Origin of the sequence: Gilvibacter sp. (assembly GCF_965601605.1) — a bacterium.
Lineage (GTDB): Bacteria > Bacteroidota > Bacteroidia > Flavobacteriales > Flavobacteriaceae > Gilvibacter.
Window position 1 is genome coordinate 12,758 of sequence record NZ_CBFCWJ010000041.1, and the last position, 17,987, is coordinate 30,744.

The 17,987-nt window shown below is 44.4% G+C and carries 4 protein-coding genes; 1 reads left to right on the top strand and 3 read right to left on the bottom strand.

Features of this window, described 5'->3' with window-relative positions; translation table 11 throughout:
• Window positions 1-36: 36 nt before the first annotated feature.
• Both ACSLP7_RS11790 and ACSLP7_RS11795 read right to left on the bottom strand, forming a co-directional pair.
• Complete coding sequence (locus ACSLP7_RS11790; protein ID WP_435579492.1) at window positions 37-15,030, bottom strand: DUF7507 domain-containing protein; 14,994 nt, start codon at window positions 15,028-15,030, stop codon at window positions 37-39.
• A gap of 99 nt (window positions 15,031-15,129) precedes the next feature.
• Window positions 15,130-15,630 (bottom strand): hypothetical protein, encoded by a 501-nt coding sequence (locus ACSLP7_RS11795; protein WP_435579493.1) that lies wholly within the window; start codon window positions 15,628-15,630, stop codon window positions 15,130-15,132.
• A gap of 394 nt (window positions 15,631-16,024) precedes the next feature.
• On the opposite strand from ACSLP7_RS11795, the gene ACSLP7_RS11800 reads away from it, so the two are divergent.
• Window positions 16,025-17,623, top strand: coding sequence for a peptide chain release factor 3 (locus ACSLP7_RS11800; protein WP_435579494.1), 1,599 nt, complete (start codon window positions 16,025-16,027; stop codon window positions 17,621-17,623).
• Here ACSLP7_RS11800 and ACSLP7_RS11805 read toward each other — a convergent pair.
• A complete protein-coding gene (locus ACSLP7_RS11805) occupies window positions 17,620-17,937 on the bottom strand; it encodes a DUF3467 domain-containing protein (RefSeq protein ID WP_272832613.1) in 318 nt (105 codons plus the stop codon). The genes ACSLP7_RS11800 and ACSLP7_RS11805 overlap by 4 nt on opposite strands.
• Window positions 17,938-17,987 lie beyond the last annotated feature (50 nt).

Sequence of the window (17,987 nt, forward strand, 5' to 3'; positions counted from 1 at the left end):
AGTGCAGACAAGTGCTACTGCAGGGGTCTATTCAATTTACTTTCTATTTACGTATAAATAACCTGCGTTTGTCAATGTCTCGCCGTCAACAAAACGTCTGAGGACATAGTAATAGGTTCCTGTTGGCAACTCTTTACTCTGACGGACCGTTACACGTCCTTCAGAAATACCACGGAATACATTGGTCTGTCCATCAGCGCCACCGTATCCATCGGTCTCGTATACCAATACTCCCCAACGGTTAAATATCTGCATATTGTTATCTGGGAACTGTTCGATACCCTGAACTCTAAAGAAGTCGTTCAAGCCATTTCCATCAGGACTTACCGCGTTGAAAATCTCAAAGTCAACACCGAGTACTTCTGGCAGAATTACTACGGTAGGATCATCTGGTTCTCCATCACCTTCTGCATCATTATCTGTGGTGTCCATCGGATCATCAGAAAGGTCGCGAACTTCATTTCCGTTCTGATCCATTCCAATACCAATTGCTTGATTTACTACCTGACCGGCTTCAATATCGGCCTCAGTCAAGGCGTAAGTCGCAGTAAAGGTAGAATCATCAACCTCTCCTGGCTCTAGCGTAATTGGGCCTCCAGTAACCGCTACAAGTGGATCTTCAATCACAATATCAAAGACAGTTACGTTACCGGTGTTTGTTACGATGAAGGTGTAGGTAATGGTTTCACCAACTTGTGGCTCACCATCCCCGTTGTCATCGTTAAACACTCCGATCTTCTCAACCTCAATAGAACCGTTCTGACACAGATCTACTTCAGTCACATCGTCCTCAACATTAGAGTTGTCATCCGACAAGTCACTTACTTCAGTTCCATCTGGAGCCGTACCGAACACCTCAGCTTGGTTGATCACAAAGCCGTTGTTCACGTCATCTAGAGTCACTGTATAGGTTGCAGTGAAGGTTAGATCATCCACTTCTCCAGGAGCCAATGTGATTGGTCCACCGTCTACAGCGACAAGTACGTCAACAATATTGATATCTGTCAAGGTTACGTTTCCAGTATTGGTTACGATGAACTGATACGTGATCGTCTCACCAACATCAGTACAACCGTCTCCGTTCTCATCGTTCAAGGTTCCTATTTTGATCAACGCAATTGCAGGACCTTGACATAGGTCTGTAATTGTTGGATCATCATCACTCACTGTTGCTCCAGATTCATCGCTAACAAGGGTTCCATCTGGTGCAGTACCTTCTGCCGTAGCTTGGTTTTCAACCTCACCGGCATCAATATCTGCAAGAGTGATCGCATAAGTTCCTGTATATGTCCAAGCCTCGTCTACATCCAGTTCACCATCTCCATCGGTATCTCCATCTACAAAAGTGATGGTTCCAATCAGTGGATCAGTAACTGTAATTCCAGAAAGGCTTACGTTTCCTTCATTAGTCACCACAAAGGTGTATTCAATGATCTCGCCTTCATTGGCACAACCATCTCCATCACCGTCTACAAAGACTCCAGTCTTCACAATGGCGATTGCTGGGTTCTGACAAAGCTCCGTGATCGTTGGATCATCTTCCAATACGGAGTCGTCATCAGACAGATCAGAAACTAGAGTGCCATCTGGAGCCGTACCTTCTGCTGTAGCTTGGTTTTCAACCTCACCAGCATCGATATCGTCTTGAGTGATCACATAAGTTCCTGTGTATGTCCAGGTCTCATCAACATCCAATTCTCCGTCTCCATCAGTGTCTCCATCCACAAAAGTGATGGTTCCAACTAGTGGATCAGTCACAGTGATTCCTGAAAGACTTACGTTTCCTTCATTGGTCACTACAAAAGTGTATTCAATGATCTCTCCCTCATCGGCACAGTCATCTCCGTTGCCATCCACAAAGACACCAGTCTTCACAATAGCAATTGCTGGATCTTGACACAGCTCGGTGATTGTTGGATCGTCTTCCAAGACAGAGTCATTATCAGACAGATCGTCTACTACCGTTCCATCAGGAGCTGTTCCTTCAGCGGTAGCTTGGTTTTCAACCTCTCCGGCATCGATGTCATCTTGAGTGATCACATAAGTTCCAGTATAGGTCCAAGTTTCATCTACGTCCAGTTCTCCGTCACCGTCGGTGTCACCATCTACAAACGTGATGGTTCCCACTAGCGGATCAGTTACAATGATACCTGAAAGGCTCACGTTTCCTTCATTGGTCACTACAAAACTGTATTCTATGGTCTCTCCATCATCTGCACAGTCATCACCGTCACCGTCTACAAACAGCCCAGCTTTCACAATTGCAATGAGTGGGTTCTGACACAGCTCTGTAATTGTTGAATCGTCTGTATCAACTGCAGTACCTGATTCATCAGTTACTACCGTACCATCTGGCGCAGAACCTTCTGCAGTTGCTTGGTTTACAACTTCTCCAGCGTCAATATCATCTGGAGTAATGGTATAAGTACCTGTGTATGTCCAAGTCTCGTCCACGTCTAATTCGCCGTCACCATCGGTGTCTCCATCTACGAAAGTAATCGGAGCCACTAGGATATCAGTAACTGTGATGCCAGATAGACTCACATTACCTTCATTGGTCACCACAAAGGTGTATTCAATGGTCTCTCCTGAATTGGCACAGTTATCACCGTTTCCATCTACAAAGATTCCAGATTTTACGATCGCAATTGCTGGTTCTTGACACAGCTCAGTGATGGTTGGGTCATCTTCAACAACTGTATCGTTGTCTGAAAGATCACTAACTACAGTACCGTCTGGTGCTGTACCTTCTGCCGTACCTTGGTTTTCAACCTCGCCAGCATCGATATCATCTTGAGTGATCGTATAAGAACCTGTATACGTCCAAGTCTCATCTACATCAAGCTCACCGTCAGCGTCAGTATCACCATCCACGAAAGTAATGGTTCCTACTAGCGGGTCAGTTACTGTGATACCAGAGAGGCTTACGTTTCCTTCATTGGTTACTACGAATGTATACTCAATGGTTTCTCCGTCATCGGCGCAGTCATCTCCATCACCATCTACGAAAATTCCAGTCTTCACAATAGCAATTGCAGGGTTCTGACAAAGCTCGGTTACGGTAGGATCATCAGCATCTACGGCTGTACCTGATTCATCAGTCACTACAGATCCATCTGGAGCTGTACCTTCTGCCGTTGCTTGGTTTACAACTTCTCCAGCATCAATGTCTGCCGGAGTAATTGTGTATGTTCCCGTATAGGTCCAAGTCTCATCAACATCAAGCTCCCCATCAGCGTCAGTATCTCCATCCACAAAAGTGATGGTTCCGACTAACGGATCAGTTACTGTGATTCCAGATAGACTTACGTTTCCTTCATTAGTTACTACGAATGTATATTCAATGGTCTCTCCAGCATCAGCACAGTTATCACCGTTACCGTCTATAAAGATTCCTGTCTTCACAATAGCAATCGCTGGTTCTTGACACAACTCCGTTACAGTAGGATCATTCTCCAATACCGAAGCATCATCAGACTCATCCTCTACTATTGAGCTGTCAGGAGCCGTTCCTTGCGCAAGCGCTTGGTTAGTCACCATTCCAGCGTCGATATCATCTTGAGTAATAATATAAGTGCCAGTATACGTCCAGGTCTGAGTCACGTCTAACTCTCCGTCAGCGTCCGTATCACCATCTACGAAAGTGATGGTTCCTACTAATGGATCAGTTACTGTGATATCAGATAGACTGACGTTACCTTCATTGGTTACGGTAAATGTATATTCTATGGTTTCTCCATCATCGGCACAGTTATCACCGTTACCGTCTACGAAGATTCCAGTTTTCACGATTGCGATCGCTGGCTCTTGACACAGATCAGTTACTGTTGGATCATCCTCAAGCACAGAGTTGTCGTCTGACTCATCTTCCACTACTGAGCTGTCTGGAGCCGTTCCTTGCGCAAGCGCTTGGTTAGTCACCATTCCAGCGTCGATATCATCTTGAGTGATCACATACGAGCCTGTGTACGTCCAAGCTTCATCTACATCCAGTTCTCCGTCAGCGTCGGTATCTCCATCTACAAATGTGATGGTTCCTACTAATGGATCAGTTACTGTGATACTCGCAAGGCTTACGTTACCTTCATTGGTTACCACGAATGTATAGTTGATAGACTCTCCGTCATCAGCACAGTTGTCGCCGTTACCGTCTACAAAGATTCCAGATTTTACGATTGCAATTGCTGGCTCTTGACACAACTCTGTGATGGTTGGGTCATCTTCAACAACAGTATCATTGTCTGAAAGATCACTAACTACAGTACCGTCTGGTGCTGTACCTTCTGCCGTAGCTTGGTTGGTCACCATTCCAGTGTCGATATCATCTTGAGTTATTGTATAAGAACCTGTGTAAGTCCAAACCTCATCTACATCAAGTTCTCCGTCAGCATCTGTATCGCCATCAACAAAAGTTATGGTTCCTACCAATGGATCAGTTACCGTGATTCCAGAAAGACTTACGTTACCTTCATTGGTAACAACAAAGGTGTAGTTGATAGCTTCTCCGTCATCAGCACAGTTGTCACCGTTACCGTCTACAAAGATTCCAGTTTTTACGATTGCGATAGCAGCACCATTACACAATGGAGTTACTGTTGGATCGTCTTCTAATACAGAGCTATCATCAGACTCATCTTCCACTACAGAAGCGTCTGGAGCCGTTCCTTGCGCAAGCGCTTGGTTGGTTACCCCACCTGCATCAATATCATCTTGATCAATAGTGTAGGAACCAGTGTATGTCCAGGTCTCATCAACATCCAACTCCCCGTCAGCATCCGTATCACCATCTACGAAAGTGATGGTTGCAAGAAGTGGATCTGTTACCGAGATGCTTGCCAGACTCACATTACCTTCATTAGTTACTACAAATGTATAGTCAATAGACTCGCCATCATCGGCACAGTTATCTCCATCTCCATCTACAAACACACCTGTTTTCACAATAGCGATTGCAGGGTTCTGACAAAGGTCAGTAACCGTCGGATCGTCTTCCAATACCGAAGTATCATCGGAATCATCAAAGACTGTTCTACTAGATGAATCACCCGCAGCAGAAGCCTGATTGGTCACCTGTCCAGCGTCAATATCATCTTGAGTGATTGTATAAGTTCCTGTGTATATCCAAGTCTCATCAACATCCAGTTCACCGTCCGCATCAGTATCTCCGCCCACAAAGGTAATTGGCGATACGAGTGGATCTGTCACTAGAATTGCAGACAAGGATTCGTTACCCTCATTGGTTACTACAAAAGTGTAGTTAATCGTTTCACCTTCATCCGCACAGTTGTCGCCATTACCGTCTACAAAGACTCCTGTCTTCACAATGGCAATGATTGGATTCTGACACAACTCTACAACCGTAGGATCGTTGTCAAATTCGCTGGCGTTGTCTGAAAGATCTTCTACAACTGAAGCGTCTGGTGCGGTACCCTGAGCAATCGCTTGGTTAGTCACCTGACCGGCATCAATATCATCTTGAGTAATGGTATAAGAACCAGTGTACGTCCAAGTTTCTGTAACATCCAATTCACCATCAGCGTCGGTATCTCCATCTACAAAAGTGATGGTTCCCACAAGTGGATCTGTTACGGAAATACTAGCAAGGCTTACGTTACCTTGGTTGGTTACAGTAAAGGTATAATTGATAGATTCTCCGTCATCGGCACAGTTGTCACCGTTACCGTCTACAAAGACTCCAGTTTTTACTATTGCAATCGCTGGCTCTTGACAAAGGTCAGTCACCGTAGGATCATTCTCTAATACCGAGTTGTCATCAGACTGATCTTCCACAACGGAAGCGTCTGGTGCAGTTCCTTGAGCCAAGGCTTGATTAGTCACCATTCCAGCATCGATGTCATCTTGAGTGATGGTATAAGAACCGGTGTAGGTCCAAGTCTCAGTCACATCCAATTCTCCATCAGCATCCGTATCACCATCTACAAAAGTGATGGTTCCCACAAGTGGATCTGTCACGGAAATACTAGCAAGGCTTACGTTACCTTCATTGGTCACTACGAATGTATAGTTGATAGACTCCCCGTCATCGGCACAGTTATCACCGTTACCATCCACAAAGATCCCTGTCTTCACTATAGCAATAGCGGCTCCATTACACAATGGAGTTACTGTTGGATCATCTTCCAGTACAGAGCTATCATCAGACTCGTCTTCTACTACAGAGGCGTCTGGAGCAGTTCCTTGCGCAAGCGCTTGGTTAGTTACCCCACCAGCGTCAATATCATCTTGATCAATGGTATAGGAACCAGTATAAGTCCAAGTCTCGGTCACGTCAAGCTCACCATCAGCATCCGTATCACCATCGACAAAAGTAATCGTAGTAATTAGCGGATCCGTTACGGAGATACTAGCTAGGCTCACATTGCCTTCATTGGTCACCACAAAAGTGTAGTCAATAGACTCACCGTCATCAGCACAGTTATTTCCGTTACCATCTACAAATACGCCCGTTTTCACGATCGCAATTGCTGGAGCTTGACAAAGATCCGTCACGGTAGGATCGTCCTCAAGAACAGAATTGTCATCAGACTCATCTTCTACTACTGATGCGTCTGGAGCCGTTCCTTGCGCTAAAGCTTGGTTAGTTACCATTCCAGCATCGATATCATCTTGAGTGATGGTATAAGAACCCGTATAGGTCCAAGTTTCATCAACATCCAATTCACCGTCCGCATCCGTATCGCCAGAAGCAAAAGTGATGGTTCCCACTAGTGGATCAGTCACAGAAATACTCGTAAGGCTCACGTTACCTTCATTAGTCACTACGAAGGTATAGTTGATAGACTCACCATCATCAGCACAGTTATCACCGTTTCCGTCCACAAAGACTCCTGTTTTTACAATAGCAATTACAGGCTGCTGGCACAATGGTGTTGTGGTCGGATCATTCTCCAATACTGAAGTATCATCAGACTCATCACTCACTGGGTTATCATTGGTATCCAATCCAGCAGCAGTAGCTTGATTCACTACTTGCCCCGCGTCAATATCGTCTTGAGTGATTGCGTAAGATCCCGTATAGATCCAAGTCTCATCAACGTCAAGTTCTCCATCGGCATCAGTATCACCACTGACAAAAGTAATAGGCGATACTAGCGGATCAGTTACAGTAATATCAGACAAGCTCACATTACCTTCATTCGTTACCGTGAAGGTATAGGTAATGGTCTCTGTTGGATCTGCGCAGCTGTCTGCGTTTTCATCATTAAATACTCCGGATTTTACAATCGCAATGATCGGATCTTGGCAAAGTGGAGTCACTGTTGGATCATCACCCGCCACAGAACTTTCATCAGAAAGGTCATCTACTATATTGTCACTAGGATCCTGACCAGCCGCTGTTGCTTGGTTAGTCACTTGACCTGCGTCAATATCGTCTTGAGTAATAACGTAAGATCCTGTGTAGATCCAAGTCTCGTCTACATCAAGTTCTCCATCGGCATCAGTATCACCACTTACAAAGGTAATAGGCGATACTAGCGGATCAGTTACTGTAATATCGGACAGACTCACATTACCTGCATTGGTTACCGTGAAGGTATAGGTAATGGTCTCTGTTGGATCTGCGCAGCTGTCTGCGTTTTCATCATTAAATACTCCGGATTTTACAATTGCAATGGCAGCACCATTACAAAGCGGAGTTACGGTTGGATCATCCTCCAGCACACTGCTGTCATCAGAAAGATCACTCACCGGATTATCATTAGTATCTAAAGCAGAAGCCGTGGCCTGGTTAGCAACCTGTCCTGCATCGATATCGTCTTGATCAATAGTATAAGACCCCGTATAGGTCCAAGTCTCATCTACATCGAGTTCGCCATCAGCATCGGTATCACCGCTTACAAATGTAATTGAGGCAATCAGCGGATCGGTAACACTTACAGAAGATAAGCTTACGTTTCCTTCATTGGTCACCACAAAGGTGTAATCAATAGACTCGCCGTCATCGGAACAATTGTCTCCGTCTCCATCTACAAAAACTCCAGTTTTCACAATAGCGATCGCTGGGTTTTGGCAAAGATCAGTTACGGTTGGATCGTCTTCCAAAACAGAAGAGTCGTCAGAATCATCTTCTACAACAGAGCTGTCTGGAGCCGTTCCTTGCGCAAGCGCTTGGTTGCTCACAGAACCATTGTCAATATCGTCTTGAGTAATGGTATATGAACCTGTGTATGTCCAAGTTTCAGTTACATCCAACTCACCGTCAGCATCTGTATCACCAGAAGCAAAAGTGATAGTTCCCACAAGTGGATCTGTCACTGTTACGCTCGATAGGCTAACGTTTCCTTGATTAGTTACTGTGAAGGTATAGTTGATAGACTCGCCATCGTCAGCGCAACTGTCTGCATCACCATCAACAAATACACCGGTCTTAACAATTGCAATGGCTGCATTGTTACAAAGTGTAGTTACCGTAGGATCGTCTTCCAAGATAGAAGAATCATCAGAATCGTCTTCTACAACTGAGCTGTCTGGAGCCGTTCCTTGTGCTAGCGCTTGGTTGCTTACAGAGCCGTTGTCAATGTCATCTTGAGTGATGGTGTATGAACCTGTGTATGTCCAAGTCTCAGTTACGTCTAATTCTCCGTCAGCATCCGTATCTCCAGAAGCAAAAGTGATGGTTCCCACAAGTGGATCTGTCACCGTTACGCTAGAAAGACTCACGTTTCCTTGGTTAGTTACTGTGAAGGTATAGCTGATCGACTCGCCGTCATCAGCACAGTTATCTCCGTTTCCATCTACAAATACGCCAGACTTAACAATAGCAATTGCTGGGTTTTGGCAAAGATCAGTTACTGTTGGATCGTCTTCCAATACAGAGGAGTCATCAGAATCGTCTTCAACTACAGAGCTGTCTGGAGCCGTTCCTTGCGCAAGCGCTTGGTTGCTCACAGAACCATTGTCAATATCGTCTTGAGTGATGGTGTATGAACCTGTGTATGTCCAAGTCTCAGTTACGTCTAATTCTCCGTCGGCATCCGTATCTCCAGAAGCGAAAGTGATGGTTCCAACAAGTGGATCAGTCACCGTTACGCTAGAAAGACTCACGTTACCTTGGTTAGTTACTGTAAAGGTATAGTTGATGGACTCGCCGTCATCAGCACAACTGTCTGCATCACCGTCCACAAATACACCGGTCTTAACAATTGCAATTGCTGCATTGTTACAAAGCGTAGTCACCGTTGGATCATTCTCAAGTACACTGTTGTCGTCAGAATCATCTTCTACAACTGAGCTGTCTGGAGCAGTTCCTTGCGCCAGTGCTTGGTTGCTCACAGAACCGTTATCTACATCATCTTGAGTGATGGTATAAGAACCTGTATACGTCCAAGTTTCGGTTACATCGAGTTCTCCATCAGAATCCGTATCTCCAGAAGCGAAAGTGATGGTTCCCACTAGAGGATCAGTCACCGTTACGCTGGAAAGGCTAACGTTACCTTGGTTAGTTACCGTGAAGGTATAGTTAATCGACTCACCATCATCAGCACAACTGTCTGCATCACCGTCTACAAATACGCCAGATTTTACAATGGCTATTGCTGGGTTTTGGCAAAGATCAGTTACTGTTGGGTCGTCTTCCAATACAGAAGAGTCATCAGAATCATCTTCTACTACAGAGCTGTCTGGAGCCGTTCCTTGCGCAAGCGCCTGGTTGCTCACTGACCCATTGTCAATATCATCTTGAGTGATGGTGTATGAACCGGTGTATGTCCAAGTTTCGGTTACATCGAGTTCTCCATCAGAATCCGTATCTCCAGAAGCGAAAGTGATGGTTCCCACTAGAGGATCAGTCACCGTTACGCTCGATAGGCTAACGTTTCCTTGATTAGTTACTGTAAAGGTATAGTTGATAGACTCACCGTCATCAGCACAATTGTCTGCATCACCGTCTACAAATACGCCAGATTTTACAATGGCTATTGCTGGGTTTTGACACAGCGGAGTCACTGTTGGTTCATTTTCTAAAACAGAATCGTCATCTGAAAAGTCACGCACAATTCCTGTTGGTGATGTTCCTTCAGCCTCAGCTTGATTGCTTACCTGACCGGCATCAATATCACCTTGAGTAATGGTGTATGAGGCGGAATAAATCCAAGTCTCCGTTACATCCAATTCGCCATCAGCATCCGTATCACCAGAAACAAACGCAATTGGCGCAATTAAAGGATCCGTTACACTTACATCCGTAAGGCTAACATTTCCTTGATTAGTAACAGTAAAGGTATAGTTGATGGATTCTCCCTCATCAGCACAACTGTCTGCATCACCGTCTACAAATACGCCAGATTTTACAATTGCAATTGCTGGGTTTTGACACAGCGGAGTCACTGTTGGTTCATTTTCTAAAACAGAATCGTCATCTGAAAAGTCACGCACAATTCCTGTTGGTGATGTTCCTTCAGCCTCAGCTTGATTGCTTACCTGACCGGCATCAATATCACCTTGAGTAATGGTGTATGAGGCGGAATAAATCCAAGTCTCCGTTACATCCAATTCGCCATCAGCATCCGTATCACCAGAAACAAAAGCAATTGGCGCAATTAAAGGATCCGTTACACTTACATCCGTAAGGCTAACATTTCCTTGGTTGGTAACAGTAAAGGTATAGTTGATGGATTCTCCCTCATCCGCACAGTTATCTGCATCACCATCTACAAAGACACCTGTCTTTACAATAGCAATGGCAGCTCCTTGACAAAGCGTAGTTACCGTTGGATCATCTTCAAGAACGCTGCTGTCATCAGAATCATCGCTTACTGCGGTGTCTGAAGTTGTTCCGTTTGCAGTCGCTTGGTTGGTCACTGTTCCAAGATCAATATCATCTTGATCAATTACATAGCTTCCGGTATATACCCAGCTTTCTGCAATATCTAATTCGTTATTTCCGTTGGTATCACCACTGGAGAATGAAATTCCAGCAACCAATGGATCCGTAACACTTACTCCAGTAATTGGCGTATTTCCTTCATTAGTTACGATAAAGGTATAGTTGATGGATTCGCCGTCATCGGCACAATTGTCGGCATCGGTATCTACTACGATGCCAGTCTTCACGATAGCGATACAACTGTTAATGATAAATACAGGGACTGAAGTAGTACAACCGTTAGCATCCTCAACGTCTACCGTATAGTTACCTGGAGCTAGATCAACAAAAGATCCAGAACTCACAAAAGCACCTCCATTAAGACTGTACTGGTATGGTGCAGTACCGCCTGAGGCGCTTACTACAACAGATCCTAAAGTAGATCCACAAACAATATTTACTTGAGAATCAATTCCTGCGCTAAGTCCTGCAGTTGGTTGTCCTACCGTATAGGTTTGGCTCAGCATACAGCCGTTAGCATCTTCAATATCTACCGTGTAATCACCAGCAGTCAATCCGCTGATGTCCTCAGTAGAAGCACCATTACTCCATGAATAGGTATAAGGAGCTGTTCCACCCGCTACCGTTAGGTCAATGGCTCCTGTGGCTTCTCCAAAACAAGCAGCATCTGTAATAGCTGCTGATTCAGAAAGTCCTGCAGTTGGTTGCCCTACAGTGTAAGTCTGACTCAACATACAGCCGTTGGCATCTTCAATATCTACAGTGTAATCACCGGCAGCTAATCCACTGATGTCTTCTGTAGATGCACCATTACTCCATGAGTAGGTATAAGGTGCGGTTCCTCCAGCTACTGTTAGATCGATTGCTCCAGTTGTCTCTCCAAAACAAGCAGCATCTGTAATAGTTGCAGACTCAGAAAGTGCTGCAGCAGGCTGTCCGACTGTATAAGTTTGGCTCAACATACAACCGTTGGCATCTTCAATGTCTACTGTGTAATCACCTGCTGCTAGGCCGCTAATGTCCTCTGTAGAAGCGCCATTACTCCATGAATAAGTATAAGGAGCTGTTCCTCCAGCTACTGTTAAATCTATAGCTCCAGTTGCTTCTCCAAAACAAGCAGCATCTGTAATAGTTGCAGACTCAGAAAGTGCTGAAGTTGGTTGACCTACTGTGTAAGTCTGACTCAACATACAACCGTTGGCATCTTCAATGTCTACTGTGTAATCACCTGCTGCTAAGCCGCTGATGTCTTCTGTAGATGCACCATTACTCCATGAGTAGGTATAAGGTGCGGTTCCTCCAGCTACTGTTAGATCGATTGCTCCAGTTGTCTCTCCAAAACAAGCAGCATCTGTAATAGTTGCAGACTCAGAAAGTGCTGCAGCAGGCTGTCCGACTGTATAAGTTTGGCTCAACATACAACCGTTGGCATCTTCAATGTCTACTGTGTAATCACCTGCTGCTAAGCCGCTGATGTCTTCTGTAGATGCACCATTACTCCATGAGTAGGTATAAGGTGCGGTTCCTCCAGCTACTGTTAGATCGATTGCTCCAGTTGTCTCTCCAAAACAAGCAGCATCTGTAATAGTTGCAGACTCAGAAAGTGCTGCAGCAGGCTGTCCGACTGTATAAGTTTGGCTCAACATACAACCGTTGGCATCTTCAATGTCTACTGTGTAATCACCTGCTGCTAGGCCGCTAATGTCCTCTGTAGAAGCGCCATTACTCCATGAATAAGTATAAGGAGCTGTTCCTCCAGCTACTGTTAAATCTATAGCTCCAGTTGCTTCTCCAAAACAAGCAGCATCTGTAATAGTTGCAGACTCAGAAAGTGCTGAAGTTGGTTGACCTACTGTGTAAGTCTGACTCAACATACAACCGTTGGCATCTTCAATGTCTACCGTATAATCACCGGCAGCCAAACCACTGATGTCTTCTGTAGATGCACCATTACTCCATGAGTAAGTATAAGGAGCTGTTCCTCCAGCTACCGTTAGGTCAATAGCTCCAGTTGCTTCTCCAAAACAAGCAGCATCAGTAATGCTTGCTGATTCAGAAAGTGCTGCAGCAGGTTGCCCTACGGTATAAGTTTGGCTCAACATACAACCGTTGGCATCTTCAATGTCTACGGTATAGTCGCCTGTGGCTAAGCCACTGATATCTTCTGTTATTGCACCATTACTCCAAGAGTAAGTATAAGGTGCAGTGCCTCCAGCTACGGTTAGATCAATAGCTCCTGTAGCTTCTCCGAAACAAGCAGCGTCAGTAATAGCTGCAGACTCAGAAAGTGCAGCAATAGGTTGCCCAACAGTAAAGCTCGCAACACCATCAGAACAACCATTAGCGTCCGTTACTGTAAGCTCATAAACTCCTGCAGCCAAGCCGCTAAGGTCTTGTGTGGTCTCTCCAGAATCCCAAGAATAGGTATAAGGAGCAGTCCCACCAGTAACGGAAACGTCTATGGCACCTGTATTTTCTCCGAAACAGGCCACATCTGTAATATCCGCTGTAATTTCCAAAGGCTCGTTTGGCTCAGAAACAACAATCGCAGAAGTAGTTACATTATTACAACCATCAGCATCAGTAACAGTTACGGTATAGGAACCAGCAGCAAGGCCGCTGATATCTTCAGTAGTTGCACCGTTACTCCACGAATAGGTATAAGGTGGAGTTCCCTCGGTCACGGTAATGTCAATAGCACCGGTAGAATCACCAAAACACAATACATCTGTTACTACAGACGCTACTTGCGGCGGTGAAGGAATGTTAATGGTAGAATCCGCTTCAAGTGGATCTAAAATACATCCGCTTCCATAAGTACCTGTGTAAGTCAACTCTCCTCTGAAGTCTCCTTCAAAAGGAGCTGCTCCAGAATAAGTAAAAGTTCCACTTAAAGAAGTAGCCGTTCCCACGGACACATCATTAAGGAAGAACTCCCATTGGAAACTATCACTCAATGAAGCACAATCGCCCTCATCAAAAGTTCCCGTATAAATAATATCATTGGTACACCCATCGCGCTCAATGCTTGCCGTAATCTCAGGACAAGGCACACAAATATTTGGATTGTTAAAGACCTGAGAGGCTACCTCACAATTAGAGTCTTCATAATTGATAACTCCGACTCCAGAGGTATTAATTCCGCAGACATCGGAGGTCGCTGAAACTATGGAATATTGCAGGGTTATGGTCTCTGCAACCACCTCATCCACAAACCAGGACACCAATTGACCGGCATTGGTCGCCGAACCTTTACTGGCCACAAAAGAACCAGGAACAAAGGCAAAATTCGAGTCGATCACATCAGACACTAAAGCTTCACCTGGAAGCTGGCGCGCCGCAGCGACCAATTGTCCAAGAATTACATCATAGATCCCAGAAAGATCCGCATTGTCTTCTGTAGAAAAGGCTCCAGAATTCTGAATCCCGTCCAAAGTAGACAAAGCCGTTGCCTCCTGAGTACCAGAAATGGCCCCAATAAGGCCAATTGTAAATACGTTTTGTTCAAATACTTCTCCACCAACAGTAGTGGTTTGCGCGTTAACCCCAGCGGTGATCGCATCGTTAATACAGCTACTGGATGTCGCTGAACTACTACAAGATCCTCCAGAGGCGTTTCGGGTTGGAACCCCATCCGTTAAAAGAATGATGCTTCTTGATGTGGCACAATCAAAGGTACCGTTGTTGATCAATTCATTATCTGCTACTTGAATTGCCTGAGCGATATTGGTCGCTCCACCGATGGTTATGGAGTTAATTGTTGAAATCAGAGAGGCTTCTCCACTACTGCCTGTAAGACCTTGATCTAAAGTTGCAGAACCGGCATAACTAACAATTGCTACTCGGTTCAAACCAGTTGGGTTATTAGCAGGATCAAAGAAGTTCTCGATAAAATCGATTGCTGCTTCCTGAGCAAAGTCAATTGGCTCTGGAACAGGACCGTCATCCATACTACCGGAACGGTCAATGATCAACACAACTTCTTGCGGTCTAGCTGGTGGATCACCTGTGATTTCTAAAGTAATATCGAACTGATTACAAATAGTACCGTTTTCGACCGCGACTTTGTTGATCGTGATCTCTTGGCCCACAACGCTATTTGCAGATAACAAGAAAAAGAGCAGCGTGAACAAGACGGCTCCAAGAGATTTCTTGAGGTTGGTGTGAGGTATTGGTTGTTTCATAAGTGTTCTATTTCATTAACGGCCAACGAAACCGATTAAAGCGTTATTTGTAGGTAGTAAAGATTTGATCCGGATCGATTCCGGAGGGAGAAAAACGGACTATTCCTCAGAAGGGTCCGGTACGAATACACGAAGCAATTGCGTCGCCGCAACTGTCCCGCATTCCATATCTATGGCATTAATTTCGATACAACTCCATCGATTAAAAGGAGTACCCGCTGGTACTTGCACATCGACCTTGAAGGTTTTCATTTGTCTTGGACTCACTTCCATTCCCGTGATCACCTGACTTGAAAAAGAGGTATCGGCGAAACTGACATCCAAAACCACATTCTCCCCTAAATTCGCTTTATTAGGAGTGGAACAAGGAGTGCTTGAAAAAGTTGCAGTAAATCGGTAGCTCTTGGTGCGCAAAGTTGGATTGGATAATTCCAGCGTAAATGCTGTTCCATCTTCATCTGCCGTACCGACATTCTTTTGATTTTGTGCTATAAGATCAGCGCTGCAGTCCTGTGCAAAAGTTGCTTGCGAAAAGAGCAAGACTGCTAGGGTAACGAGCAAACGAAGTCTGCACGCTAGCGAGGGGTGTGAGGTTGTCATAATTTAGCTATTAATAGGAATCGGTTTGAACTAAGAGTGTCCTTGCCAAAGTTTTATCTCATTGAAATCGATTCACTTATATGGTTTATACTTAATTAGCTGATGGTTAAATTTAAGTAGGAATTACACTACTAAAATCGAATTTTAACATCTTTTAGCTCAATGGGCGAATAATATCGTTGAATTACACTAAAACCGTAGTTTACTACCACTTTTTTGTAGGAGAATAGTACCCTAGTATACAGGTATTTATACCTATATAAGGCCTCAAGCCCTTTTAAAATGTCAGAAAACGTCAATTTTCAGTTTGTGTAGGAACATTTACACTACGGACGCTGAATTCTGCGCACTACAAAATGTATATTTGCACCCGATAAAGAACACTTTCTGAATTATGAGTCTAAACAAAGAAATCGCGAGAAGACGCACTTTTGGAATTATCTCTCACCCGGATGCAGGTAAAACTACCTTGACTGAAAAACTCCTTCTATTTGGAGGTGCGATTCAGGAGGCTGGAGCAGTTAAATCCAACAAGATCAAAAAGGGTGCTACTTCTGACTTTATGGAGATCGAGCGCCAACGTGGTATCTCTGTGGCGACTTCTGTTTTGGCTTTCGAATATAAAGGAACCAAGATCAATATCCTGGATACTCCCGGTCACAAGGATTTTGCAGAAGATACGTTTAGAACGCTTACTGCTGTCGATAGCGTGATAGTCGTTATTGACGTGGCAAAAGGGGTTGAGGAACAGACAGAAAAGCTAGTCTCTGTTTGCCGCATGCGCAATATCCCGATGATTGTTTTTATAAACAAGCTGGATCGAGAAGGTAAGGATGCCTTTGAGTTATTGGATGAGATTGAACAGAAGCTACAGCTCAAAGTGACTCCAATGAGCTTCCCAATAGGTATGGGATATGACTTTAAAGGGATCTACAATATTTGGGAGAACAATGTCAATCTCTTCAGCGGAGATTCTAGGAAGAACATTGAAGAGACTGTAGAGATCAATGATCTTGATGATCCGGCTCTTGACGCTTTGATCTCCGAAGATGCTGCAGGAGTGCTGCGCGAAGAACTTGAACTGGTAACCGGAATCTATCCGAGCTTTGACAAAGAGGCTTATTTGGATGGGCAATTGCAGCCTGTATTCTTCGGATCTGCATTAAACAACTTTGGAGTACGCGAACTCTTGGATTGTTTTGTGAGCATTGCTCCTACTCCGCGCCCAAAAGAAAGTGATACGCGTTTGGTGAAACCTTCGGAAGATGCCTTTAGTGGCTTCGTATTTAAGATCCACGCCAATATGGATCCCAAACACCGTGACCGATTAGCGTTTGTAAAGATCGTTTCGGGAACCTTTGAACGCAACAAACCATATCTACACGTTAGACAGGGAAAGAAGTTCAAATTCTCAAGCCCGAATGCCTTCTTTGCAGAGAAGAAACAGATTGTAGATTTTTCCTATCCTGGAGATATCGTTGGTCTTCACGATACTGGGAATTTCAAGATCGGTGATACGCTGACTGAAGGGGAAAATATGCAATACAAAGGTATTCCGAGTTTCTCTCCAGAGCACTTTAAATACATCAACAATGCAGACCCTATGAAATCCAAGCAATTGGAAAAAGGTATTGACCAATTGATGGATGAAGGAGTTGCTCAGCTTTTTATCTTGGAACTCAATGGAAGAAAGGTGATTGGAACTGTGGGAGCGCTTCAGTTTGAGGTGATACAATACCGATTGGAACACGAATACGGTGCTAAATGTTCTTACGAGACCTTAAATGTACACAAAGCCTGTTGGGTAGATCCAAAAGATCCAAAGAGTGAAGAGTTCGCAGAATTCAAGAGAGTCAAGTCAAAATACTTGGCAAAAGACAAACGCGGACAATTGGTTTTCTTTGCCGATTCTTCCTTTACCTTGCAAATGACGCAGCAGAAATATCCGAATGTGACGCTGCATTTTGTCAGCGAATTTGAGTCTGCTAATTAAGCTTCTCCTGTAGGTCCAAAATTCAAGGGGATTGGAGGCTGCTCCACATCCTTAATAGCGCCGTTCGCCGCTTCAAAACGCTTGATATTCTCACCCAAAGCTTTATGAAAACGCTTGGCATGCTGAGGCGTTAAGATGATACGCGCCTTAACCTTACTCTTAGGAGTACCGGGCATGATGGAAACATAATCAATTACAAATTCTGAGATGGAATGGTTGATGATCGCCAAGTTGCTATAGATTCCTTGGGCTACAGATTCATCCAACTCAATGTTGATTTGTCCTTTTTTCTGATCGTTATTATTATCGTTCATAATAGAGTTTATAAACACAGAATCCCGCTATAAAACGGGATTCTGCTAAT

Coding starts and splice junctions, on each gene's coding strand:
- ACSLP7_RS11790 (WP_435579492.1), bottom strand. CDS start 15,030: ATGAAACAACCAATACCTCACACCAACCTCAAGAAATCTCTTGGAGCC.
- ACSLP7_RS11795 (WP_435579493.1), bottom strand. CDS start 15,630: ATGACAACCTCACACCCCTCGCTAGCGTGCAGACTTCGTTTGCTCGTT.
- ACSLP7_RS11800 (WP_435579494.1), top strand. CDS start 16,025: ATGAGTCTAAACAAAGAAATCGCGAGAAGACGCACTTTTGGAATTATC.
- ACSLP7_RS11805 (WP_272832613.1), bottom strand. CDS start 17,937: ATGAACGATAATAATAACGATCAGAAAAAAGGACAAATCAACATTGAG.